Source organism: Shewanella sp. SM21 (assembly GCF_025654335.1).
GTDB classification, from domain to species: Bacteria; Pseudomonadota; Gammaproteobacteria; order Enterobacterales; family Shewanellaceae; genus Shewanella; species Shewanella oncorhynchi.
Window position 1 is genome coordinate 216,316 of sequence record NZ_JAKKRL010000004.1, and the last position, 24,542, is coordinate 240,857.

The 24,542-nt window shown below is 46.8% G+C and carries 16 protein-coding genes; 13 read left to right on the top strand and 3 right to left on the bottom strand.

The genetic code is table 11. The features are described from left to right. Window positions 1-18 precede the first annotated feature (18 nt). Window positions 19-1,110 (bottom strand): CNNM domain-containing protein, encoded by a 1,092-nt coding sequence (locus tag L5L94_RS07160; RefSeq protein WP_028761257.1) that lies wholly within the window; start codon window positions 1,108-1,110, stop codon window positions 19-21. Between the two features lie 151 nt (window positions 1,111-1,261). On the opposite strand from L5L94_RS07160, the gene L5L94_RS07165 reads away from it, so the two are divergent. The 8 genes from L5L94_RS07165 (at window position 1,262) to der (ending at window position 10,236) form a co-directional block, all read left to right on the top strand. Continuing rightward, a complete protein-coding gene (locus tag L5L94_RS07165) occupies window positions 1,262-2,383 on the top strand; it encodes a bifunctional tRNA (adenosine(37)-C2)-methyltransferase TrmG/ribosomal RNA large subunit methyltransferase RlmN (RefSeq protein WP_028761256.1) in 1,122 nt (373 codons plus the stop codon). Between the two features lie 32 nt (window positions 2,384-2,415). Next, the gene (gene pilW, locus L5L94_RS07170) at window positions 2,416-3,204 is read left to right on the top strand and encodes a type IV pilus biogenesis/stability protein PilW (RefSeq protein ID WP_028761255.1); all 789 of its coding nucleotides are present in this window, start codon (window positions 2,416-2,418) and stop codon (window positions 3,202-3,204) included. Continuing rightward, complete coding sequence (locus L5L94_RS07175; protein WP_219250960.1) at window positions 3,201-4,271, top strand: RodZ domain-containing protein; 1,071 nt, start codon at window positions 3,201-3,203, stop codon at window positions 4,269-4,271. Before pilW ends, L5L94_RS07175 begins: the two co-directional genes overlap by 4 nt. A 48-nt stretch (window positions 4,272-4,319) precedes the next feature. Next, window positions 4,320-5,435, top strand: coding sequence for a flavodoxin-dependent (E)-4-hydroxy-3-methylbut-2-enyl-diphosphate synthase (gene ispG / locus L5L94_RS07180; RefSeq protein ID WP_105251894.1), 1,116 nt, complete (start codon window positions 4,320-4,322; stop codon window positions 5,433-5,435). Window positions 5,436-5,579: 144 nt separating this feature from the next. Further along, window positions 5,580-6,857, top strand: a complete 1,278-nt coding sequence (gene hisS, locus L5L94_RS07185; protein WP_263162179.1) for a histidine--tRNA ligase — start codon at window positions 5,580-5,582, stop codon at window positions 6,855-6,857. Between the two features lie 13 nt (window positions 6,858-6,870). After that, on the top strand, window positions 6,871-7,491 hold the full coding sequence (locus tag L5L94_RS07190) for a tetratricopeptide repeat protein (RefSeq protein ID WP_105251895.1): 621 nt from the start codon (window positions 6,871-6,873) through the stop codon (window positions 7,489-7,491). Window positions 7,492-7,502: 11 nt separating this feature from the next. Then, window positions 7,503-8,690 (top strand): outer membrane protein assembly factor BamB, encoded by a 1,188-nt coding sequence (gene bamB / locus L5L94_RS07195; RefSeq protein WP_105251896.1) that lies wholly within the window; start codon window positions 7,503-7,505, stop codon window positions 8,688-8,690. A gap of 79 nt (window positions 8,691-8,769) precedes the next feature. Next, on the top strand, window positions 8,770-10,236 hold the full coding sequence (der, locus tag L5L94_RS07200; protein WP_006082478.1) for a ribosome biogenesis GTPase Der: 1,467 nt from the start codon (window positions 8,770-8,772) through the stop codon (window positions 10,234-10,236). A gap of 94 nt (window positions 10,237-10,330) precedes the next feature. Here der and xseA read toward each other — a convergent pair whose 3' ends face one another. Next, the gene (gene xseA / locus L5L94_RS07205) at window positions 10,331-11,677 is read right to left on the bottom strand and encodes an exodeoxyribonuclease VII large subunit (RefSeq protein WP_263162184.1); all 1,347 of its coding nucleotides are present in this window, start codon (window positions 11,675-11,677) and stop codon (window positions 10,331-10,333) included. A gap of 120 nt (window positions 11,678-11,797) precedes the next feature. On the opposite strand from xseA, the gene guaB reads away from it, so the two are divergent. The 3 genes from guaB (at window position 11,798) to tadA (ending at window position 15,640) form a co-directional block, all read left to right on the top strand. After that, complete coding sequence (gene guaB / locus L5L94_RS07210; protein ID WP_006085677.1) at window positions 11,798-13,264, top strand: IMP dehydrogenase; 1,467 nt, start codon at window positions 11,798-11,800, stop codon at window positions 13,262-13,264. A gap of 118 nt (window positions 13,265-13,382) precedes the next feature. Then, window positions 13,383-14,960 carry a glutamine-hydrolyzing GMP synthase gene (guaA, locus tag L5L94_RS07215; RefSeq protein ID WP_263162187.1) on the top strand — a complete coding sequence of 526 codons (1,578 nt, stop codon included), beginning with the start codon at window positions 13,383-13,385 and terminating at the stop codon, window positions 14,958-14,960. A gap of 161 nt (window positions 14,961-15,121) precedes the next feature. Next, a complete protein-coding gene (tadA, locus tag L5L94_RS07220) occupies window positions 15,122-15,640 on the top strand; it encodes a tRNA adenosine(34) deaminase TadA (RefSeq protein ID WP_263162190.1) in 519 nt (172 codons plus the stop codon). 469 nt (window positions 15,641-16,109) lie between these two features. Here the strand turns inward: tadA and mltF are convergent, their stop codons facing one another. Further along, entirely contained in the window at window positions 16,110-17,540 is a 1,431-nt protein-coding gene (gene mltF, locus L5L94_RS07225; RefSeq protein ID WP_263162191.1) for a membrane-bound lytic murein transglycosylase MltF, read from the bottom strand. A 279-nt stretch (window positions 17,541-17,819) separates the two neighbouring features. Here mltF and purL point away from each other — a divergent pair, with 279 nt between their 5' ends. Next, window positions 17,820-21,701, top strand: a complete 3,882-nt coding sequence (gene purL / locus L5L94_RS07230; RefSeq protein WP_263162284.1) for a phosphoribosylformylglycinamidine synthase — start codon at window positions 17,820-17,822, stop codon at window positions 21,699-21,701. A gap of 1,271 nt (window positions 21,702-22,972) precedes the next feature. Then, window positions 22,973-24,529 (top strand): cytochrome ubiquinol oxidase subunit I, encoded by a 1,557-nt coding sequence (locus L5L94_RS07235; protein WP_028761244.1) that lies wholly within the window; start codon window positions 22,973-22,975, stop codon window positions 24,527-24,529. Window positions 24,530-24,542: the final 13 nt, after the last annotated feature.

The following is a 24,542-nucleotide window of genomic DNA, read 5'->3' on the forward strand; positions in this document are numbered from 1 at the left end:
ACTAAACTTGGTTAGCCTTCAGCCGGATTTGGCTTCGTCATCATCGGATGCGGCTTCAAAATCACCGTCATCGGATAGGCGAATGCCTTTTTGCTTCATGCGCTTAGTCCAAAGTTTACGTGCCAATTGCTGCATATCGGTCGCGGGGTCGTTTAGATCGACAATCTCTAATCCTAACATAGATTCGATGATATCTTCTTGAGTTACGATACCTTGGCTACTGCCGTACTCGTCGACCACCATCGCAATTTGGGTGTTACGTTTAATCATACGCTCAAAAAGTGGCAGAATTTTTGCGGTTTCAGGCACCACAAATAAACTCCGTTTAAGTTCACCAATCGGTGCTTCTGGCGTGTAACGCTCTGCTAGCAATACATCGGTGCGGGTAATGTAACCAATCACATCATCATGATCTTGGTCGTATACTGGAATTCGGGTAAAAGGCTTGTCGCGGTATTGGCGCACAAACTCATTTTGGGTGAGATCTATGGGTAAAGAAAACATCACAGTGCGCGGCGTCATGATCGCCGTGACTGGCATATCTCGCACCTTCAGCATTTGCGTCAAAATTTTTGACTCTTGCTCATCAAGCTCACCGGATTCATGGCCAATTTTGGCCATAGCACTCATCTCTTGGCGTATGTAGTGGCCTTCATCACCTTTGCCCATTAGGCGAGTGACTTGCTGTGACATCCAGATCAGCGGTTTAGTGGTACGCTTCATCCACAGCACGGCAACAGAAACACTTGGTGCGAGGCGACGCCAATGGTTTGCACCCAATGATTTAGGAATGATTTCTGAGAAAAACAGGATAATAAAGGTTAATACGCCCGAGAAAACACCTAACATATCGTCACCAAATACTTTAGCCGCTTGCGCACCTGCAACGGCGGCACCGACGGTATGAGCGATAGTATTTAGGGTAAGGATTGACACCAAAGGGGCTTCGACATTCTCTTTCAATCTACGCAAGCGCGCGGCTGCGGCACTGTCAGTTTGTTCGAGTGATGCGATATAACTTGGGGTAACCGATAACAGAACTGCTTCGAACACACTGCACAGAAAAGAAACAGCAACAGCGACAAGCACTATAATGATGAGGGTTAACATATAGGTGGAATTACAACTCCGTATTTTAGGCCAATATTAGCCCTTGGAGATTCTATCATAGGTGAATTGAGTTACTGGCTAAAATTTATTTGCGTCTGTATAATTCGCCGCCCTGTTGCAGGATCCGGTTTTTGGTGTTGAGGTTAGCTATATGAGTGAAAAGAAGATCAATTTATTAGACCTTGATCGTAAGGCGATGCGCGCATTATTTGCGGAAATGGGTGAAAAACCCTTTCGTGCCGATCAGCTCATGAAATGGCTATATCATTTCGGTGTCAGTGACTTCGAAGAGATGACCAACATCAACAAAGTGTTACGTCAAAAGTTGGCGGCCCGCTGCGAGATCGTTGCACCAGAAATTTCGAGTTTCCAAAAATCGACCGATGGTACGATAAAATTTGCAATTAATGTTGGCCAAGGCCAAGAAGTGGAAACGGTTTATATTCCTGAGGATGATCGTGCGACCTTGTGTGTATCTTCACAGGTTGGTTGTGCGCTGGAATGTACTTTCTGCTCGACGGGTCAGCAAGGTTTTAATCGTAACTTAACGGTTTCTGAAATCGTCGGCCAAATCTGGCGCGTGTCGCACTTTTTAGGATTTGCAAAAGACACGGGCGAGCGTCCGATCACTAACGTCGTGATGATGGGCATGGGTGAGCCATTACTCAATTTAGCCAATGTGATCCCTGCGATGGACATCATGCTCGATGATTTTGGTTTTAGTTTATCAAAGCGCCGCGTGACTTTATCAACATCAGGCGTAGTGCCAGCGTTAGATAAACTGGGCGATGCCATCGATGTGGCACTTGCTGTCAGTATTCATGCACCGAATGATGAGTTGCGTGACATTCTGGTCCCGATCAATAAAAAGTATCCGCTGGATGAGTTTTTAGCGGGTATTCGTCGCTATATTGCTAAATCAAATGCTAACCGCGGCCGCGTGACAGTTGAATATGTGATGCTAGATCATATCAACGACAGCACAGATCAAGCCCATGAGTTAGCTAAGTTAATGAAAGATACACCTTGTAAGGTGAATCTGATCCCATTTAATCCGTATCCTGGCTCGCCTTATGGCCGCTCATCTAATTCACGTATCGACCGTTTTTCTAAGGTTCTTATGGAATACGGTTTTACTGTCATTGTACGTAAAACCCGTGGTGATGACATTGATGCCGCTTGCGGTCAGTTAGCTGGTGATATTCGCGACAGAACGAAACGTTTAGCGAAAAAACGCATGCAAGAAAACCAGATTTCAGTCACAATGAATTAACTCTTTGTTTGCACAGATTTATAGGCTTGCCCATGAAGCATGGATTGCCAAGGTTTTCGTTGATTTTAAGCCTGTCATTATTGATGACAGGCTGCGTCACTGAGCGTACTTATACTGGGACAGATATTCCTGTTTCGGAACGAAAGTTAGACAAAGTCGCCGCCGCAAGAGAGCGGATGCAGCTCGGTTTAACCTATTTAAATCGAGGTAGCACGGAACAAGCCAAATACAATCTTGATAAAGCATTAGAATATGCTCCAGAGCTCGAAGATGTGCATACCGCTCTGGCTTATTACTATCAAACCGTGGGCGATTTAGTGCGTACCGAAGAGTCGTACATGAATGCCATTAGTACTAAGGACGCCTCTGGCGATTCCATGAATAATTTCGGGGTGTTTTTGTGCCAACAAAAGCAATACAACAAAGCTGAAAAAATGTTTTTGGCCGCAATTGAAATGCCCAAATATACGCGCACTGCCTCAAGCTATGAGAACTTAGGTCTTTGTAGTCGCGAAGCAGGACAAGCAGAAAAGGCACGACAGTATTTTCAGATGGCGTTAAAGTATGACCCGAGACGCTCGGTGTCATTACTGGAGTTGGCAGAGTTAGAAGTCGATCAAGGTGATTTTATTCAGGCGCGAAACCAATTAGCGCGCTATCACCAAGTGGCTGAGCAAACTCCAGAAAGTTTAGCGCTCGGGATCAAAATAGAGCAGGCAGTGAATGATGATGCCGCTGTGAAGAGATTTGGTATTTTATTGCTTGCCAAATTCCCAGCATCACCTCAGGCCAAGCAATACAGAGTTAATTTGCATCAATGAAAGATCATGAAACCAATGCGCCAGTTGAGTCGGTAGCACCGCAATCAGTCGCGCTAGATGTCACGCTTGGTACTTTATTAAAAGCCGCCCGCGAAAAAATGGGCCTTAGTATTCAAGATGCCGCTGTAAAGCTGCATCTACGTCCTCGTATTATTGAAGATATTGAAGCTGACAATTTTACGAATATAGCCTCATCGACTTATGTACGTGGCTATGTGAAAAACTACGCGCGTATGGTCAGTGCCGATGCGGCTTTGATTGAAGCTTGTCTTGTGCAGCAAGTGCCAGTTGTGACTGAGCCTGCAATGCAAAGTTTTTCACGCAAAACCACATATCAAGCTCGCGATACACGTTTAACTTGGCTGAGTATTTTTATCGTCATAGTGTTACTCGGTTCGTTAGTCGTCTGGTGGATGCAAAAAACCACCTTGCTAAGCACTATCGATGTGTCGCAACCCACGGCTGAAGAGGTCGCAGCAGCTAATCAGACGCTGCCAGGTGATGTGTTATTGACCGAAACGGATGCCAGTCCTCGTTTGACTGAGATTGCCGCAAACGGCTCAATGTCTATCGATGGTCCAATTAAAGATACTGATGCAAGCACTATTGATGTCAGCACAGGACCAACGGACAATAATTATCCTCAGACCGTTGATACGAGTAATGAAGATGGCGGTTCAGCAATCGCAGCCACTACGACAACACCATCTGTTCCGCAAACGACAGCGCCTGTAGTCCAACAGCCTGTTAGTGCAACGCCTTCACCGACCACAACATCAACGACCACTGCCACTGCAGCAAGTACTTTGGTTGCTGTTGCAGGACAATCGATTATAGATGTCCAGTTGACGGGTGATTGCTGGATAAACATTGTTGATGCTAAAGGTAAAGCGTTAGTCGATGGTGTTAAAGGCGCTGGCGCAACAGTGCAAGTGAGCGGTGTGCCACCGTTTAAAGTCATTTTAGGTGCACCCCATGTAGCGACCTTAAGCTTAGATGGTCAAATTGTTAGCCTAGCGGATTTCCCCAAGGGACGAGTCGCGCGTTTAACCTTGCCTAAAGCCTAACGACCGCGTAATGATCTGCAGCACGTACCGAAATAGAGCATATTAAGCATGTATAATGAAACTCCCATAAAAAGACGTCCTTCCACCCGCATTTATGTGGGTAATGTACCGATTGGTGATGGGGCGCCGATTGCTGTTCAGTCAATGACTAATACTAAGACCACAGATGTTGAAGCGACAATTGCTCAAATTCGTGCCTTAGAGAAAGTTGGTGCCGATATAGTGCGTATTTCTGTACCCACTATGGATGCGGCTGAAGCCTTTAAACTCATTAAGCAAGCGGTCAATGTTCCTTTAGTGGCCGACATTCATTTTGATTATCGCATTGCTTTAAAAGTTGCCGAGTACGGTGTCGATTGCCTTCGAATCAATCCGGGTAATATAGGCAATGAAGAGCGTATTCGTAGCGTGGTGGAATGTGCCCGTGACCATAATATTCCTATCCGTATTGGTGTGAATGGTGGGTCATTAGAAAAAGATCTAATGGATAAGTACAAAGAACCCACACCTGAAGCCTTGCTTGAATCAGCTATGCGCCATGTGGATATTCTGGACAGATTGAACTTTGATCAGTTCAAGGTCAGCGTTAAAGCCTCCGATGTATTTTTAGCGGTCGAATCCTACCGTTTATTAGCAAAACAAATTCGTCAACCCCTGCATTTAGGCATTACCGAAGCTGGTGGCGCGCGCGCGGGTTCAGTGAAATCGGCCGTAGGCTTAGGTATGTTATTGGCCGAAGGCATAGGTGATACCCTACGTATTTCCTTGGCCGCTGATCCGGTCGAAGAAATCAAAGTCGGTTTTGACATTTTAAAGTCGCTGCGTATTCGTAGCCGTGGCATTAACTTCATTGCCTGTCCATCTTGTTCTCGTCAAGAGTTCGATGTGATCAGTACCGTCAATGAGTTAGAGCGTCGCCTCGAAGACGTGACTACCGCCATGGATGTGTCTATTATCGGCTGCGTAGTTAACGGCCCAGGTGAAGCCTTAGTGTCGCACATCGGTTTAACGGGTGGGCACAATAAGAGCGGTTACTATGATGAGGGTGAACGTCAAAAAGAACGTTTTGACAACGACAACATTGTCGATTCCCTCGAAGCGAAAATTCGCGCAAAAGCCAGTCAAATGGCGAACCGTATTCAAATCAAAGACACAACTGAGTAATATGTACCCGCATTTGGGCATAGATTACGCCTAATGATGTTGAGCTAGGCCCCGAAACCGACGGGGTCGTTTTACGTTTTACGCTCAAAAGCCTATAATGCGTGACATTTTTATTAATTTAGCGAAATCGGACGAGTCGATACAGTGGCAAAACAGATCCAAGCGATTCGCGGAATGAATGACATTCTGCCAACTCAAAGTCCTCTATGGCAAAAAGTGGAAGCGGTACTACGTTCGAGCGTCAGTGCTTACGGTTACAGCGAAATCCGCACTCCAATAGTGGAAAATACCGATCTTTTTAAACGCTCTATCGGTGAAGTGACTGATATTGTTGAAAAAGAAATGTATACCTTCGCAGATAATAACGGTGACAGCTTAACGCTACGCCCTGAAGGTACCGCGTCGACAGTGCGTGCAGGTAACGAAAACGGTCTGCTATATAACCAAGAGCAACGTCTTTGGTATATGGGTCCTATGTTCCGCCACGAACGTCCACAAAAAGGCCGTTATCGTCAGTTTAACCAATTTGGCGTTGAAGTGTATGGCATTGGCTCGGCTGATATTGATGCTGAAGTCTTGATGTTATCGGCACGCCTGTGGGAAAAACTCGGTATTAGCGAGCATGTCTCGCTAGAGCTAAATACCTTAGGTGATCCTGCTGAGCGCGCTGTTTATCGTGATGCCTTGATTACGTTTTTAGAGTTGCATAAAGATGCGCTCGATGAAGACAGTAAGCGTCGCATGTACAGCAATCCGCTGCGAGTATTGGATTCAAAAGATCAAAATGTCCAAGCCATATTGGTTGATGCACCTGAGTTAATGGATTTTCTCGGTGAAGAATCGAAGACACATTTTTCACAATTGCGTGAACTACTTGATGCTGTGGGTATCAAATACACCATTAATCCGCGTCTAGTACGTGGTTTAGATTACTATAATCGTACTGTATTTGAATGGGTTACATCTAGTTTAGGCTCACAAGGTACAGTACTTGCCGGTGGTCGCTACGATGGTTTAGTCGCCCAGTTAGGTGGTAAAGATACTCCAGCGGTCGGTTTTGCTATGGGCTTAGAGCGCATTGTCTTGCTGCTTGAAACCTTAGAGCTGACCAAAGATATTCCGCCAGAAGTGGATGTGTATGTCACGGCCATGGGGGATAGCTGTCTGGTTGAAGCCATCAAGGTCGCGCAGGAATTACGTAACGCACTGCCAAACCTTAAAGTGATGAGTCACTGTGGCGGCGGTAACGTGAAGAAACAAATGAAGCGTGCCGACAAAAGCGGTGCGAGTGTGGCACTACTGATAGGTGAAGATGAACTTGCCGAAGGTATGGTTACGGTTAAACATTTACGCAATGACATCGAACAACAACGGGTAGCTCGAAGTGCCTTAGGCGCATTTTTGGCTGAACTGATCAAATAAAGGGGACGTGCGCGTGGAAATTTATAGCACAGAAGAACAACAAGTTGATGCTATCAAGCAGTTCTGGAAAGATTACGGAAATTCAATTTTAATCGGTGCCGTAGTGGGTTTAGGCGGCCTATATGCGTGGAATTATTATTCTGACGTTAAAGTGGCACAAGCGGAAGAAGCTTCAAAAGCGTTCCAAAATTTGACCACTAAATCTGCCGATGAAGCCGCAATGCTGGCGGGTGTCGCCGAGTTTTCTAAAAATCACGATCAAAAGGGCTATCAAGCCTTGTTAGAACTGATCGTGGCCAAAACTGCGGTAGAAGCGAAGGATTATCCAAAAGCGATTGATGCCTTGAACAAGGTGATTGCGGCTAAACCCGGTGCTGGTTTAGATGTGATTGCGACTTTGCGTTTAGCACGAGTACAAGCTGAGCAAGGTCAAATTGATGCAGCTCTAGCGACCTTAGATCAAGTAACAGATAAAGCTTTCTTTGCTCAGCGCGATGAGTTGAAAGGTGATTTCTTAGTACGTCAAGGTGATGTTGAGAAGGCAAAAACAGCTTATCAAGCTGCCATGGACAATGGTGGTGTGGTGACAAGCCCTGCGCTTAAAATCAAACTTGATAGCCTAAATCAGGCATAAGGGATCCCTTGATGAAGTCTTGGTGCAAAAACCTGCTAGCCGCTGGATTAAGTCTGGCCATGTTATCCGCCTGTTCGTCGAGCGATGTCGAAGAAGAACCGGTAAGTGAGTTAACTGCCATTCAGGCGACAGTGTTTCCTGAAGTGAGTTGGAGCGCCTCTGTCGGTAATGGTGTTGGTGATTATTATTCTCGCCTCGCCCCCGCCGTTAGTTACGGAAAAATTTTTGCCGCCGACCGTTATGGTGAAGTGGTTGCCTTCGATGAGGCCACTGGCGAGCGTGTTTGGACTAAAGATTTCAGCGAAGAGTTTCGTGATAACGCTTTAGCGAAAAATAAAGGTGCGCGTATTGCTGCTGGTGTGACTGCTGCGCGTAATAAAGTCTTTTTAGGTGGCGAAAGTGGGCTGCTTGCTGCATTGAACGCTGAAGATGGCCAAGTGTTATGGCATGTCGTTGCTGGCGGTGAATTACTGTCTGCTCCCACTGTGGCCGATGACGTCGTGGTGGTCAGTACCAGCTCTGGTTCACTCGAAGCGTTTAACGTCGATACTGGCGCTAAGCTGTGGGTGTATGAAATGCAATTGCCGAATCTAACCCTGCGCGGTACAGGTTCTGCAGCTTACGAAGCGGGTGGTTTCTTCATTGGTACCGCCGATGGCAAAGTGGCTGTTGTGATTAAAAACAATGGTCAAGCTGCGTGGGAACAGGCGATTTACAATCCAACGGGCGGTAACGAGTTTACGCGTATGGCCGACGTGGATATGACGCCCTTGATCCTTGGTGACAACTTATATGCAGTGAGCTACAACGGTAACTTAGTGTCGATGGAACTGCGCACGGGTCGAGTTGTGTGGACACGTAAGTATTCTAGCTTTAACGAGTTAGCATCAGCGGGCCTAAGCTTATACTTAGTTGACGATCACAGCCGTATCTACTCAGTTGATAAACGTAACGGTTTGGAACTGTGGAGTAATTCTGAGTTAGCTAACCGCACTCTGACATCTCCGGCTGTATATAAAGACTATTTAGTTGTGGGTGATTTCGAAGGTTATTTACACTTCATCGATCGCAGTACAGGGACGATTGTCGGTCGTGTCCAAGTGGACAGCTCAGGATTATACAGCCAGCCGTTAGTGGTGGATGATAAAATCTATGTTCAAGGTCGCAGCGGAAAGTTGGCTGTTGTAACACTTCCATAGTTAAAAGTGTTATCCTTGCTGAGCCCCTGGAAGTGTGTTCCGGGGGCTTTTTATTGAAAAGTTTTTTAGAGGCAAAATCATGATCCCTGTAGTGGCCCTTGTTGGTCGGCCGAACGTCGGTAAATCCACCCTATTTAATCGTCTTACGCGCACGCGTGATGCGCTGGTTGCTGACTTTCCTGGCCTAACACGTGACCGTAAATATGGTCGAGCATTCTTATCCGGCTATGAGTTCATTGTGGTCGATACCGGCGGTATCGATGGCACTGAAGAAGGGATCGAGACGAAAATGGCTGAGCAATCCCTTGCTGCCATTGAAGAAGCCGATGTCGTTCTATTTATGACTGATGCGCGCGCGGGTTTAACCGCTGCGGATCTGTCGATTGCACAGCACTTACGTAGCCGTGAAAAAACCACCTTTGTGGTTGCTAACAAAGTTGACGGTATTGATGCCGATTCTGCTTGTGCCGAGTTTTGGTCTTTAGGTCTAGGTGAAGTTTACCAAATGGCGGCGTCCCAAGGACGCGGCGTGACCAATATGATCGAATACGCGCTGACTCCTTATGCCGAAGCGATGGGCATTGTGCGTCAAGGTGAAGACGAAGTTACTGAAGAGCGTGAATATACCGAAGAAGAAGCCGAAGCTGAGCAAAAGCGTCTGCAAGATTTGCCTATCAAGCTGGCGATCATAGGTAAACCTAACGTAGGTAAGTCAACCCTGACTAACCGTATTCTAGGTGAAGAGCGTGTCGTGGTATTTGATGAACCCGGTACGACCCGTGACAGTATTTATATTCCAATGGAACGTGAAGGTCGCGAGTACGTGATTATCGATACCGCGGGTGTTCGTCGCCGCAGTAAAGTACATCAAGTCATTGAGAAATTCTCAGTGATCAAGACCTTGAAAGCGGTTGAAGATGCTAACGTGGTTTTGCTTATCATCGATGCCCGTGAAGGTATTGCCGAGCAAGATTTAGGTCTGTTAGGTTTCGCACTCAATGCGGGTCGCGCTTTGGTTATTGCCGTCAACAAGTGGGATGGTATCGACCAAGGCATTAAAGATCGCGTGAAGAGCGAGCTTGACCGTCGTCTTGGCTTTATCGACTTTGCCCGTATTCACTTTATTTCGGCGCTGCACGGTACTGGTGTTGGCCATTTATTTGAATCGATTGAAGAAGCTTACGACAGTGCTACACGCCGCGTCAGCACTTCTATGCTGACCCGTATTATGCAAATGTCGCAGGACGATCACCAGCCGCCATTAGTGAATGGCCGTCGTGTGAAGCTTAAATACGCTCACGCCGGTGGTTACAATCCGCCAATCGTGGTTATTCACGGTAACCAAGTGAGTAGACTGCCTGACTCGTATAAGCGTTACATGATGAACTACTTCCGTCGTTCATTGAAAGTCGTAGGTACGCCAATCCAGCTGCGTTTCCAAGAGGGTGATAACCCATTTGAAAACAAGACTGAAAAGTTGACTATGAGCCAAGAGCGCCGCCGCAAGCGCGCACAAAGCCATATCAAAGACAGAAAAACCAAATAGTGTTTTTTACCAGACATATTTGAAACAAAAGGAACCTTAGGGTTCCTTTTGTGTTTTAAGATGATTTTAGCCTTGCTCTTGCTAGTGTTATTCGTTATTCGAGCGGCTTTATCTGAGTGACGGTTGAGATCACTTGTCCATGGCGCAAGCGGGTCTGCAAACTATCACCGATGGCCAGTTTATCGGCAGAGTCGACCACTTGATGGTGGATGTCAGTGGTAATGCTGTAACCACGGCTTAACGTGGCAAGTGGGCTGACGGTTTCAAGCTGATGGGCCGCGTATTTTATCCGTTGCTCACTTTGGCTGAGTTTATCCTGCAATGCATCCTGTAAGCGGCTCGCAAGATAACTTAAGCGGTTACCCTCAATGGCGAGTTTATGCTTGGGAGATTGCTGTTCAAGGCGGCTTGCGAGCAACTGCTGACGGCGGCTGAGCAGATGCAAGCGATTCGACTGCGCGGACTCCAGTCGTAATTGCATCTCATCGAATCTTTGTTCGAACTGCTGCAAAGTCCGTTTAGGGTCTTGGCGTTGCAGTCTGTGCTCTAGCAAACTAAGTCGTCTTTCTTGTTTAAGCTGATAATGTTTCGCGCTTTGTTGCAGGCGCGATAAGGCTGTGGCGAGTTTTTGCGCCTTATTATCACTGTCTTGTGATAATAGCTCCGCGCCTGCAGAGGGTGTTGGGGCGCGGATATCAGCAACATAATCACTGATAGTCGTATCAACTTCGTGGCCGACGGCGCTGACAATGGGTAGGGCGCTGTTATAAATCGTGTGGGCGAGTGCTTCGCTGTTAAAACACCACAAATCCTCAAGCGAACCGCCACCGCGGGTGAGCAGTAATACATCGACTTCTAAACGTTGGTTGGCGATATTGATTGCCTGACAAATACTCTGCGCCGCGGTTTCGCCCTGAACTTGGGTCGGATAGATAATGACTTCGATGGAAGGATCGCGCCTTGCCAATACATGTAACACATCACGGATCGCTGCACCCGTAGGTGACGTAATAACGCCAATGCGTTGAATATTTTTGGGTAGCAATCTTTTGGTGTCGGCGGCGAATAAGCCTTCGGCGGCGAGCTTCATCTTGAGTGCATCGTACTGTTGGGCCAGCAATCCATCTCCTGCGGGCAGCATGGACTCAATTAGTAATTGATAGTCGCCTCTGGGTTCATACACGCTGATCGCGCCTTTGACCAGCACTTGCTGACCATTGATGGGCTTAAAGCTGACCGTTTGGTTACGGCCCTTAAACATGGCGCAACGGATCTGCGAAGAGTGGTCTTTTAAGGTGAGATACCAATGACCTGAGCTGGGGGAGGAAAAGTTGGATATTTCGCCATTGAGCCAAATTTTACCCAGTTGCCCCTCGAGAATTTGTCTGACTTCACCATTGAGCCGCGAGACAGTATAAATGTTGTTTTTGGTGCCTTGCATCGAATAACTCAATAAAATGGGGATATTTACTATTTTCCATTTACCAGTGGCGATATGCAAGGTATAATCCCGCCGCAATATTTCACCTCTAAATCCTACTCAACTGGGGAGATGTTGCATATGCTACGTTTAATTAAAGAAGCGCTTACTTTTGACGATGTGTTGCTTGTTCCTGCGCATTCGACTGTACTCCCAAATACCGCCATTCTAAAAACTCGCCTGACCAATACCATTGAATTGAATATCCCACTTGTGTCTGCCGCTATGGACACAGTTACCGAAGCTCGTCTTGCGATCGCGATGGCGCAGGAAGGTGGTTTAGGCTTTATTCATAAAAACATGAGTATTGAAAAACAAGCCGAAGAAGTTCGTAAAGTAAAAATTTACGAAGCGGGCGTGGTTCAACAACCTGTGACTGTGACCCCATCAACGACCTTAGCCGATCTGAAAGTGTTAACACTGAAGAATGGTTTTGCCGGTTATCCCGTGGTCAACGAAGCCAACGAGCTGGTCGGTATCATCACTGGCCGTGACGTACGTTTCGTGACAGATTGGAGCAAAACGGTAGAAGAAGTGATGACGCCTAAAGCGCGTTTAGTCACTGTTGCCGAAGGCACTAAATTAGATGAAGTGCAAAAATTGATGCACTCACATCGTATCGAAAAAGTTCTTGTGGTTGATGATAACTATAAGCTGAAAGGCCTCATCACAGTTAAAGACTTCGAAAAAGCCGAACGTAAACCGAATGCCTGTAAAGATGAGTTAGGCCGTTTACGTGTTGGTGCCGCCGTAGGTGCGGGCGCTGGTAATGAAGAGCGTGTTGACGCTCTGGTTAAAGCCGGTGTTGACGTCTTACTTATTGATTCTTCCCACGGTCATTCCGAAGGCGTTTTACAACGTATTCGTGAAACTCGCGCTAAACATCCTGATTTGCAAATCATTGGCGGTAACGTTGCCACGGCTGAAGGTGCATTAGCCTTAGTCGAAGCGGGTGTTAACGCAGTTAAAGTGGGTATTGGCCCAGGTTCTATCTGTACGACTCGTATCGTGACAGGCGTGGGCGTACCACAAATTACCGCAGTATCCGATGCTGCCGCAGCCATGAAGAGCCTAGGTATTCCTGTGATTGCCGACGGCGGCATTCGTTTCTCTGGCGATTTAGCCAAAGCATTAGCCGCGGGTGCATCTTGCATTATGGCGGGCTCAATGTTTGCGGGAACTGAGGAAGCTCCGGGCGAAACTGAGTTATATCAAGGCCGTGCGTATAAATCCTACCGTGGTATGGGTTCATTAGGCGCTATGTCTCAAGGTTCTTCTGACCGCTATTTCCAATCGGACAATGCTGCAGACAAGTTAGTCCCTGAAGGTGTAGAAGCGCGCGTGCCTTACAAAGGCAAGTTGAAGGAAATCATCCATCAACATATGGGTGGCCTGCGTTCTTGCATGGGATTAACAGGTTGCGCCACCATTCTAGAGCTGAATGAAAAAGCCCAATTTGTAAAAGTGACTTCAGCGGGCATGGGCGAATCCCACGTTCACGATGTGACTATCACGAAAGAAGCGCCGAACTACCGTTCAGGTTCTTAATCGTTTGATAAGAGGGGCGGCGTAAGCCGCCTCTTTATAAAGCGTATGATCCAATACTTAAAGCTGGCAGTCGCTGCTTTGAGCAATGTTAAAACAATAGATGAGATAAAGGTTACCCATGAGCGATATTCATGAGCACAAGATACTGATCCTCGATTTTGGATCCCAGTACACTCAACTGATTGCCCGTCGCATCCGTGAAATCGGCGTTTACTGTGAATTATGGGCTTGGGATGTCACCGAAGCCCAAATCCGCGAATTTGCTCCGAACGGCATTATTCTTGCGGGCGGACCAGAAAGTGTCACGGCTGAAAACTCGCCGCGTGCGCCTGAATACGTCTTTACCGCAGGAGTGCCGGTACTGGGCATTTGTTACGGCATGCAGACTATGTCTGAGCAGTTGGGCGGTAAAGTGATCCAAGGTGTGGGCGAAGGTGAATTCGGCTACGCTCAAATTGAAATGCTGACAGATTCATTGCTATTCAAAGGCATCGAAGATGCCGTTAGTAGCGAAGGCAAACCCTTACTCGACGTATGGATGAGCCACGGTGATAAAGTGTCGGCTATTCCTGAAGGGTTTGTGGCGGTCGCTAAAACGGACACTTGCCCATTTGCCGCTATGGCAAACGAAGAGAAGCGATTCTTCGGCGTACAGTTCCACCCAGAAGTGACCCACACTCGCCAAGGTATGCGCATGTTATCGCACTTTGCCTTAGACATTTGTGGCTGTGCGGCTAACTGGAAACCCTCCTCTATCATTGAAGATGCGATTGAGCGCTTGAAGAAGCAAATCGGTGATGATGAAGTGATTTTAGGATTATCGGGCGGTGTTGATTCTTCGGTTGTGGCTATGCTTCTACACCGCGCTATCGGCAAAAAACTGACCTGCGTATTCGTTGATAACGGTTTATTACGTTTGAATGAAGCCGAGCAAGTGATGGAAATGTTTGGCGATCATTTCGGCCTGAATATTATTCACGTTGATGCGGAAAACCGTTTCCTCGATGCGATGAAAGGCGAAGCCGATCCAGAAGCTAAGCGTAAGATCATCGGCCGCGTATTCGTGGAAATTTTCGATGAAGAATCGAAAAAATGCGCCAATGCCAAATGGTTAGCGCAAGGCACGATTTATCCAGACGTGATTGAATCTGCCGGCAGTGCCACAGGCAAAGCCCATGTGATTAAATCTCACCATAACGTTGGCGGTTTGCCAGCCGATATGGCGCTCGGTTTAGTCGAGCCTCTGCGTGAACTGTTCAAAGACGAAGTGCGTAAAATTGGTCTTGAGTTAGGTCTGCCATATAACATGCTTTATCGTCACCCGTTCCCTGGACCCGGTCTTGGTGTGCGTGTATTAGGTGAAGTGAAGAAAGAATACTGTGACTTGCTGCGCCGCGCTGATGCTATCTTCATCGAAGAACTGCATAAAGCCGACTTATACAATAAAGTCAGTCAAGCCTTTACCGTGTTCTTACCTGTACGCTCTGTTGGCGTGATGGGCGATGGCCGTAAATATGACTGGGTTGTATCACTGCGCGCTGTTGAAACAATCGATTTTATGACAGCCCATTGGGCACATCTGCCCTATGATTTCTTAGGTCGCGTATCAAACCGCATCATTAACGAAGTCGATGGCATTTCTCGCGTGGTTTACGATATCTCTGGCAAGCCGCCAGCGACTATCGAATGGGAATAAGTTAATTATCTGAATTAACGATTTAAAGGCGCCTAGTGCGCCTTTTTTGTTGTTTGATGGATTAACTTGGGCTGAATGACTCTGCCGTGAAATATCTGTGCGTGACTGATATAATCCGGCATTATTTTTGGGCGAATCGATTGAGGGCATGAGTGGACCAAATGCAGCAAGACGAACAATCTCAGCAAGATGAACATTGGATGCAAGTCGCGATGGAGATGGCCAAGAAAGCCGAGGCCGAGGGCGAAGTGCCCGTGGGTGCGGTATTGGTCAAAGACGGTCAGCAGATTGCGACGGGTTACAATTTATCCATTAGCCAACACGATCCTAGCGCCCATGCGGAAATTTTATGTCTGCGGGAAGCGGGGCGTTTGGTCGAAAACTATCGTCTTCTAGATGCGACTTTATATGTCACGCTTGAACCTTGCGCTATGTGTGCGGGCGCTATGGTGCATAGCAGAATTGCTCGTGTGGTATTTGGTGCTCGGGATGAGAAAACGGGTGCAGCGGGTACTGTGCTGAATTTGCTGCAACATCCGGCGTTTAATCACCAAGTTGAAGTTACATCTGGGGTGCTGGCCGATGCTTGTAGCGCACAATTGAGTCGTTTTTTTAAACGTCGCAGGGAAGAGAAAAAAGCCCTGAAACAGGCTCAAAAGGCGCAGCAAGCTATTGGATAAGTGGCGATTAACGTGGCAGAATTAATCCTGAGACTGAATAAAAGTAAAGAAGAGTTTTTGACGATTTAAAATACGGCGATGACGAATTTTTAGCAAAGTACGACGACGCGCAACGGTATTGTTGATGGTTTTTCTTCTCATATTGACCCCATTAATTGTTATTATCGATGCCCTACAGAGATTTATCTTAGGTCATAACCCAAGACAGTAGCAGTTGCACAGGAGTGCAGCAATAGCACTGGTCAGATAAGCTGAACTAAGCGATGTTTTTCATCGCAAATTTGAGTTAGGTTGATAAACCTTAATTCAGCTTGCCTGTTGCTTAGTATCTGACCTTGTTGAAGACATCTACGTATATCTTGAGTTTTTATGTTGATGTTCTTGTTACGTAAAACTCTGTACTTGATATATAAGAAGTGAGTTGTTGGATTGTCGTTTGGCCCATGCACCTGAGCGCTAACGAGTTAAGCTATTTAGGTTGATCAGGACTTAACGTTCCCGCCGGAAGTACGGGTTCTTCCGCAGTAAGATCGCTCGAGTCATCATCGGGGTTGGGTTGTTTCGACTGATTATCCACCCAGACTAACGTGTCATAGTAGCGACGGATGCTGTCGACGTAATGAACGGCTTCACTGCCTCGGGCGTAACCATAACGTGTTTTTTGATAATATTTACGCTTTTGCAGTAGCGGTAGTACCTTTTTTAAATCTCGCCAAGCATTGGGATTTAACTCCATCGATTCCGCAAGCTTACGTGCATCTTCAATATGGGCATATCCTATGTTGTAAGAGGCCAGCGCAAACCACATGCGTTGACTCTCGGGGATCGATTCTGGCAGGCGATTGATCATATCGTTTAAATACGCCGCGCCGCCGCGAATACTTTCTTCGGCATCGAGTCGGTTGGTGATCCCAATCTCTTTGGCGGTTGGCTGAGTCAACATCATCATGCCACGCACTCCTGTGGCCGAGCGGGCATTAGGATTCCAATGTGACTCTTGATAGCTGGTTGCTGCCAGTTTACGCCAATCTAAATTGCCTGCATGGGTTTCAAATAATTGTCGATAACGCGGCAATACTGTCTCAATGGCACGGATAAATGCGCGAGTATCGATATAATCGAAGCGTTTTACATGACCAAAGTATTTCTCGTTGAGATGATCCAGCGTACCGGCAAGCTTCTCTTGGTGCCAAAAGGCCAGCAATTTACTCATAAGTTCATCACTGTGAGTGGGAGGTAATAGCCAGATCACATCGAGTTTTTCTTCTAGCACAGGGCCTGAGCGTAGGTCGGGCAGGTAGCGACGGTTGATCTGTACGCTGCTGGAGTCGGCGATAGTGTAATCAATTTCTTTGTTGGCAATCATAGCCAACAACTCTTCACTGTCTTTGTCGGTAATTTGATCCCACACCAGCGTTGGATAATGCTTTTGCAACTGGGTCAAGGTCTCGACGAAGGAAGAGTCGGCGATAACGGTGATCTTGCCTTTTAAATCACTGATGTCTTTTGGGGTTGGCATGCCTTCGCGATACACCAACACTTGATTCACCCGGTATAGCGGTGGACCTAAGCGGAACTGTTCTCGCCTTGTGGGTGTTTCTGTCATGCCTGCAGCAATAATATCGATTTCATTCTTTTTGAGGGCTTCGTACAACTCGATACGGTTTGTGTAGGGCACCATTTTTAAGGGCACATTTAAGTATTCGGCAAACAATACCGCCATATCGTAATCGAAACCGCTATCACCTTGGCCCGAGGTCATATAAATCTGTGGGCCGTAAAGTGTACCGACTCTTAGCTCAGTTAATTTTTTTGGCACGAATTCTGTTTCGTCCACGGTCACCTGCTGACAGGCAGTCAGTAGGAAACCTAAGATAAGAGCGAACAGAAATCGAGTCATTAAATGTACTTATAGTAAATAAAATCAATATTATAGATAGCGAGTTAACAGTGGGGCATTAGTGGTGAACTGGCTGACATTGGTGGGATTATATCCGTTTGTCTGCGATTTCGAAAAAAAATCATTCTGGGGGAAAGTGCAGTCGACACAATACTGGGCTTTTTATATCACAGGAAACACTGTTTTGCGTAAGGTCGCAGGTGATTTGTGACAGACATTTCCTTATAATAGCGCCACCTCTGACCCCTGCAATAATAAATAATAAGGTGAATAGACGTGATGGAGATCATCCGCGGAGCCCCTGCACTCTCGACGTTTAGGGTGCAAAAGCTGATGGAGGCCTGCGAAAACGCGGCGCTTCCGGTACGCCAAATCTATGCTGAGTATGTCCATTTAGCGGATTTGAGCGAGTTGCTCGACACAAATGAACGCCAGCAACTTGAAAAAATTCTCACCTATGGACCTGCGATAGAAGCTCATATCCCCCAAGGTTCACTCCTGTTTGTCACTCCTCGCCCCGGTACTATTTCTCCTTGGTCTTCAAAAGCTACTGACATCGCGCACAATTGTGGCCTTGGTAAAGTGAAGCGTTTGGAGCGAGGCGTTGCGTATTATGTCGAGTCAGATGCACTGACAGCGCCTCAGCAACAAGCCTTAAATGCGTTGCTGCACGATCGCATGGTTGAAATTATCCTCGATGATTTTACCAAAGCCGATGTGCTGTTCAAACGCACTGAGCCTGCGCCGTTTAAGAGCGTCAATATTCTTGCCGAAGGTCGCCGCGCACTTGAAGTGGCTAACACTGCATTGGGGCTTGCCTTAGCCGAAGATGAAATCGACTATTTAGTCGAGAACTTCGTCCGTTTAGGCCGTAATCCCCATGACATCGAATTGATGATGTTTGCTCAGGCGAACTCTGAGCATTGTCGTCATAAAATTTTTAATGCAGATTGGACCATTGACGGTGAAGTTCAGCCTAAGTCATTGTTCAAGATGATCAAGAACACTTTTGAAACCACGCCTGATCACGTGTTATCTGCCTACAAAGATAACGCTGCTGTGATGGAAGGTTCGGTTGCGGGTCGTTTCTTCCCCGATCCTGATGGGGTATATAACTACCACACTGAACCTATGCACATCCTGATGAAAGTGGAAACCCACAACCATCCAACCGCCATCAGCCCATATCCTGGCGCTGCAACCGGTTCGGGTGGTGAAATCCGTGATGAAGGCGCGACAGGCCGTGGTTCTAAACCTAAAGCGGGTTTAACAGGCTTTAGTGTATCCAATTTAAAAATCCCGGGTTTTGTTCAACCATGGGAAGGTAACTATGGCAAGCCAGAACGTATCGTCAGTGCGCTGGACATCATGACCGAAGGACCACTCGGCGGCGCGGCATTTAACAACGAGTTTGGTCGTCCGGCATTGGTCGGTTATTTCCGTACCTATGAGCAGGAAGTCAGCAGCCACAACGGTGTTGAAGTCCGTGGTTACCACAAGCCCATTATGTTGGCCGGTGGTTTAGGTAACATTCGTGAAGAACACGTACAAAAGGGCGAAATCACCGTTGGCGCTAAGCTGATTGTGCTCGGTGGCCCTGCGATGAATATAGGTCTGGGCGGCGGCGCCGCTTCGTCTATGGCATCGGGTCAATCGAGTGAAGACTTAGATTTTGCTTCTGTGCAACGTGAAAACCCAGAAATGGAGCGTCGTTGTCAGGAGGTGATTGACCGCTGTTGGCAGCTTGGCGATAAAAACCCTATCCAATTTATCCACGATGTGGGCGCGGGCGGTTTGTCGAACGCTTTCCCTGAACTCGTGAATGACGGCGAGCGCGGCGGTTTATTTAATCTGCGTAATGTGCCTTCGGATGAGCCTGGCATGAGCCCGCTGGAAATTTGGTGTAACGAATCACAAGAGCGTTATGTGATGTCAGTTGCCCCTGAAAACCTCGCGCTATTTACTGCCATCTGTGAGCGTGAGCGCGCGCCTTTTGCGGTGGTGGGTGAAGCGACGGCGGAAAAACATTTAACGCTTAGCGACAGCCATTTCGACAATAATCCTATCGATTTACCGCTCGAAGTCTTATTAGGCAAAGCGCCTAAGATGAGCCGCGATGTGGTATCGGCCAAAGCCGTATCGCCAGCGCTAGCGCAAGATAATATTGAAGTTAAAGACGCGGTTAAACGCGTACTGAGCTTGCCTACAGTCGCAGATAAAACCTTCCTTATCACTATTGGCGACCGCACAGTTACAGGTTTAGTTAACCGTGATCAAATGGTGGGTCCATGGCAAGTGCCTGTGGCCGATTGCGCTGTGACTGCGGCAAGCTTTGATACCTACGCCGGTGAAGCTATGTCACTGGGTGAACGTACACCGCTAGCGCTACTAGACTTTGGCGCCTCTGCCCGTATGGCTGTGGCTGAGTCAATCATGAACATCGCTGGTGCCGATATCGGTTCATTTAAGCGTATTAAGCTTTCTGCCAACTGGATGTCTGCCGCGGGTCACCCAGGTGAAGATGCGGGTCTTTATGAAGCGGTGAAAGCCGTAGGTGAAGAACTGTGTCCAGAGCTGAGCCTGACCATTCCGGTCGGTAAAGACTCTATGTCGATGAAGACCGCATGGCAACAAGATGGCGCGGATAAAACCGTGACGTCGCCTATGTCATTGGTCATTACCGCCTTTGGTGTGGTGCAAGATATTCGCAATACAGTGACGCCAGAGCTACGCACAGATAAAGGCGAAACGTCTTTACTGTTAGTGGATTTAGGTGCGGGCAAAAATCGTTTAGGCGGTTCTTGTTTAGCCCAAGTGTTTGGTGAGTTGGGTGATATTGCGCCGGATCTTGACGATGCTGCACTGCTGCGCGGTTTCTTTGAAACCATGCAAAATCTAGTCGCTAAAAAATCGGTTATCGCTTACCACGACCGTAGCGACGGTGGTTTATTCACTACCTTAGTGGAAATGGCTTTTGCCGGTAATACAGGTTTAGACATAGATGTAGAGGACTTGCAGGGCACTGATTTAGAACGACTCTTTAATGAAGAGCTCGGCGCTGTATTGCAAGTGAGCCGTGACAATGCTGCGAAAATTGCCGCTCAGTTCGCTATCGCTGGCGTGCCTTGCCATGTGATCGGAACTCTAGCCGACGATCAACGCATCACTATTAAAGATGGCGCGCGTGAAATCTTCAGTGATACCCGTGTAGCGCTGCGTACTGTGTGGTCAGAAACCACGTATCGTATGCAAGCTCTGCGTGATAACCCAGCGTGCGCGCTTGAAGAGTTCAAACTTAAGCAAGACGAAACTGATTTAGGCTTAACCGTTAACTTAAGTTTTGATCCAAGCACTGATGTTGCCGCACCTTATATCCTTAAGGGCGCTGCGCCTAAGATGGCGATTTTGCGTGAGCAGGGCGTTAACTCCCACGTAGAAATGGCCGCTGCTTTTGACCGCGCTGGATTTGAAAGCCGCGACGTACACATGTCGGACATTTTATCTGGCCGTATCAGCCTAGAGGATTTCCAAGGCCTAGTGGCCTGTGGTGGCTTCTCCTACGGTGACGTATTAGGCGCAGGTGAAGGTTGGGCTAAGTCGATTCTGTTTAATGAGCGAGCTCGCGATGAGTTTTCTCGTTTCTTTGAACGTGACTCAAGCTTTGCCCTTGGCGTGTGTAATGGCTGTCAAATGCTGTCAAACCTGAAAGAAATTATCCCAGGTAGCGAGCACTGGCCACGTTTTGTGCGTAACCGCTCGGAGCGTTTCGAAGCGCGTTTCAGCTTAGTTGAAGTGCAACAGAGCCCGTCGTTATTCTTCCAAGGTATGGCCGGTTCACGTATGCCCATTGCTGTATCTCACGGTGAAGGTTTGGCTGAGTTTGCTAGCCCTGAAGCGCTGGCGATTGCCGAAGCGTCAGGCACGATTGCGCTGCGTTTTGTCAATGGTAAAGGTGATATCGCGACTCAGTATCCACAAAACCCGAACGGCTCGCCAAATGGCTTGACTGGGATTTGTACCACAGATGGCCGCGTAACCTTGATGATGCCGCACCCCGAACGTGTATTCAGAACTGTGGCTAACTCTTGGCATCCAGATGTTTGGGGTGAAGATAGCCCTTGGATGCGTATGTTCCGTAATGCGCGAGTGACCTTAGGTTAAGCGTTTAAAGTCAACGGCTTTTGCCTTTGTTGAGGGGCAAAAGCAGGTTAATGAAAGCGTAAAAAAGGAGCGATAATTTCGCTCCTTTTTTTATATATAAAATGCATTTTATGGAAGTGATTGTATTTCAAATTATTAACGCTTATTGCAAATAATCTAATGGATTAAAGTGGCAAAATAGCCACTTTAATAGGTAAATACCTATTAATAGGTATGTTGCGCATTTGATACGGGGCGTGGTGTTTTATGGGGTTCTGGAGTTGTTGGGGGATGCTAGGGTCTTAATATAGAAAAAGCCCCCAATCTCAGGGAGATGGGGGCCCGTTTTGCGCTAACAAAACTTCACATAAATGCAATTAATTTCACGAGTAATTCTGGGGATTATTTCAGCTCATTAGCTGTATAAAGTTCAACAAAAACACGCTTGTAGCTGTTAACCAGACGTTCAAATAATTTAGTCATATCGATATCTCCACACCAAAAGTTAGTACCTATGTGCGCGAAGTTGGTCTTGGCTGGGCTACGACACCAGTTCTACCAAATTGTCTCCTTAACACAGGACATATATTAAACAACTTAGGTTAGCTTCTCAAACGAGAAAAAATACAAATATTCATTATTAAAACTAATGCATTTTAGCCTGTTCGATTGTGGTTTTTTATATTTATATGTATTTATATTTGATTTTAAAGGTTTTAAATTGTGGCCACTTAAATTTGTGACAATATTTTTTTAGTTAATTTGTTGCAACATTATTTATTTATTGGTTTTTTGATGATTAGAGCTGATTTTTACTGCCTAGTTGGTAAAAGTATGACTTTATATTAATTAATGGCTGCTCACTACTCTTGTTTTTATCGATTGTCAATCCTCTCTGGTGGGGAAGTGTGTGCCTCACCGCAAAACCCACCTAAACCCCTGAGTTTGATTGATTTGCATCAAAGCGAGGTGGTATAAAATAGCCACAAATGAAAATGAATAAATATCTTAACTATCTGATATTTATATCGATGAAATCATTTGATTGAGTGAGTGGTAGGGTGTCGGTCTCAGTTACTTGTGATAGTGTGACTCGCGTCTCAATATGCAACGGATATTGGTACTTTTTAGCCCTTGCTGCTTCGAACTAATGCAAAAGATTAAATTTAACGGTTTATACTGTTGTCGCAGATATAAACACAAAATGAAAACTCACTATCCTACAAAGGCACTTGCTGTGATTGACGCGGGTTTTGTCATAGCAATTGGACGCACCAAGTAAGGAGTCACCGATGATTGTTGAAGAGGTTGTTGAGCTATCGCGGTTGCAGTTTGCGCTGACAGCCATGTATCACTTCCTATTTGTTCCCTTGACTTTGGGGTTGGCATTTTTGCTGGCTATCATGGAATCACTGTATGTGATGACAGATAAACAAATTTATAAAGATATGACTAAGTTCTGGGGTAAGTTATTTGGTATTAACTTTGCCTTGGGGGTTACCACAGGTTTGGCAATGGAATTCCAGTTTGGTACTAACTGGTCTTACTATTCGCATTACGTAGGGGACATCTTTGGTGCGCCTCTGGCTATTGAAGGTTTAATGGCCTTCTTCCTTGAATCTACCTTCGTGGGTATGTTCTTCTTCGGTTGGGATCGTTTCACTAAGCGTCAGCATTTAGTCGTGACTTGGTTAGTGGCCTTTGGTTCTAACATGTCGGCATTGTGGATCCTAGTGGCAAACGGTTGGATGCAAAACCCTGTGGGTTCAGTGTTCAACTACGAAACCATGCGTATGGAAATGACCAGCTTCGCTGAGGTTGTGTTTAACCCTGTCGCGCAGGTTAAGTTTGTTCACACCGTCGCTTCGGGTTATGTGGCGGGTGCCATGTTTGTACTGGCGATCAGTGCTTATTACATCCTCAAGAAACGTGACTTACCTTTTGCCCGTCGCTCATTCGCGATTGCGGCAAGCTTTGGTATGGCGGCGATTCTGTCGGTTATCGTGTTAGGTGACGAATCTGGCTATAAAGTGGGTGAAGCACAGCGCGTTAAGTTAGCAGCGATTGAAGCTGAGTGGCATACCGAGCCTGCTCCAGCAGCCTTTACTGCTGTCGGTTTTCCGAATCAAGAAACCATGAAAACAGATTTTGCAGTCAAAATTCCTTATGCGATGGGTATAGTGGCAACACGCTCGTTGGATGAAGAAGTGACTGGTATTCATGACTTGATTGCTGAGCATGAAGTGCGTATCCGTAACGGTATGAAAGCCTATGCCATGCTAGTGAAACTGCGAGCGGGTGAAGAAACGCCTGAACTACGTGCTGCTTTTGAAGAAGCGAAAGTCGACTTAGGCTACGGTTTCTTACTGAAACGCTACACAGACAAAGTGGTTGATGCGACTGAAGAGCAAATTAAAGCAGCAGCTAAAGATTCTATCCCGAACGTAGCACCGATTTTCTGGAGCTTCCGTGTGATGGTAGGTCTAGGCTTTATCATGTTGTTCGTATTTGCTGCGGCATTCTGGCAAAGCACACGTCATCAAATTGCCGAGAAAAAATGGGTACTTAAAGCTGCACTTTATAGCTTGCCATTGCCTTGGATCGCGATTGAGTGTGGTTGGTTTGTGGCTGAGTATGGTCGTCAACCTTGGACGATTTCTGAGGTACTACCGACCTTTATGTCTGCGTCAAGCTTAACGACTGGCGACTTATGGTTCAGTATCCTTTCTATCACCTTGTTCTACACTGTACTGCTGGTGATTGAGATGTTCTTGATGTTTAAGTTTGCCCGCATTGGTCCGAGCAGTTTGAAAACTGGTCGTTATCATTTCGAGAACCTAGAAGCCTAAGCAGAGGATTTCA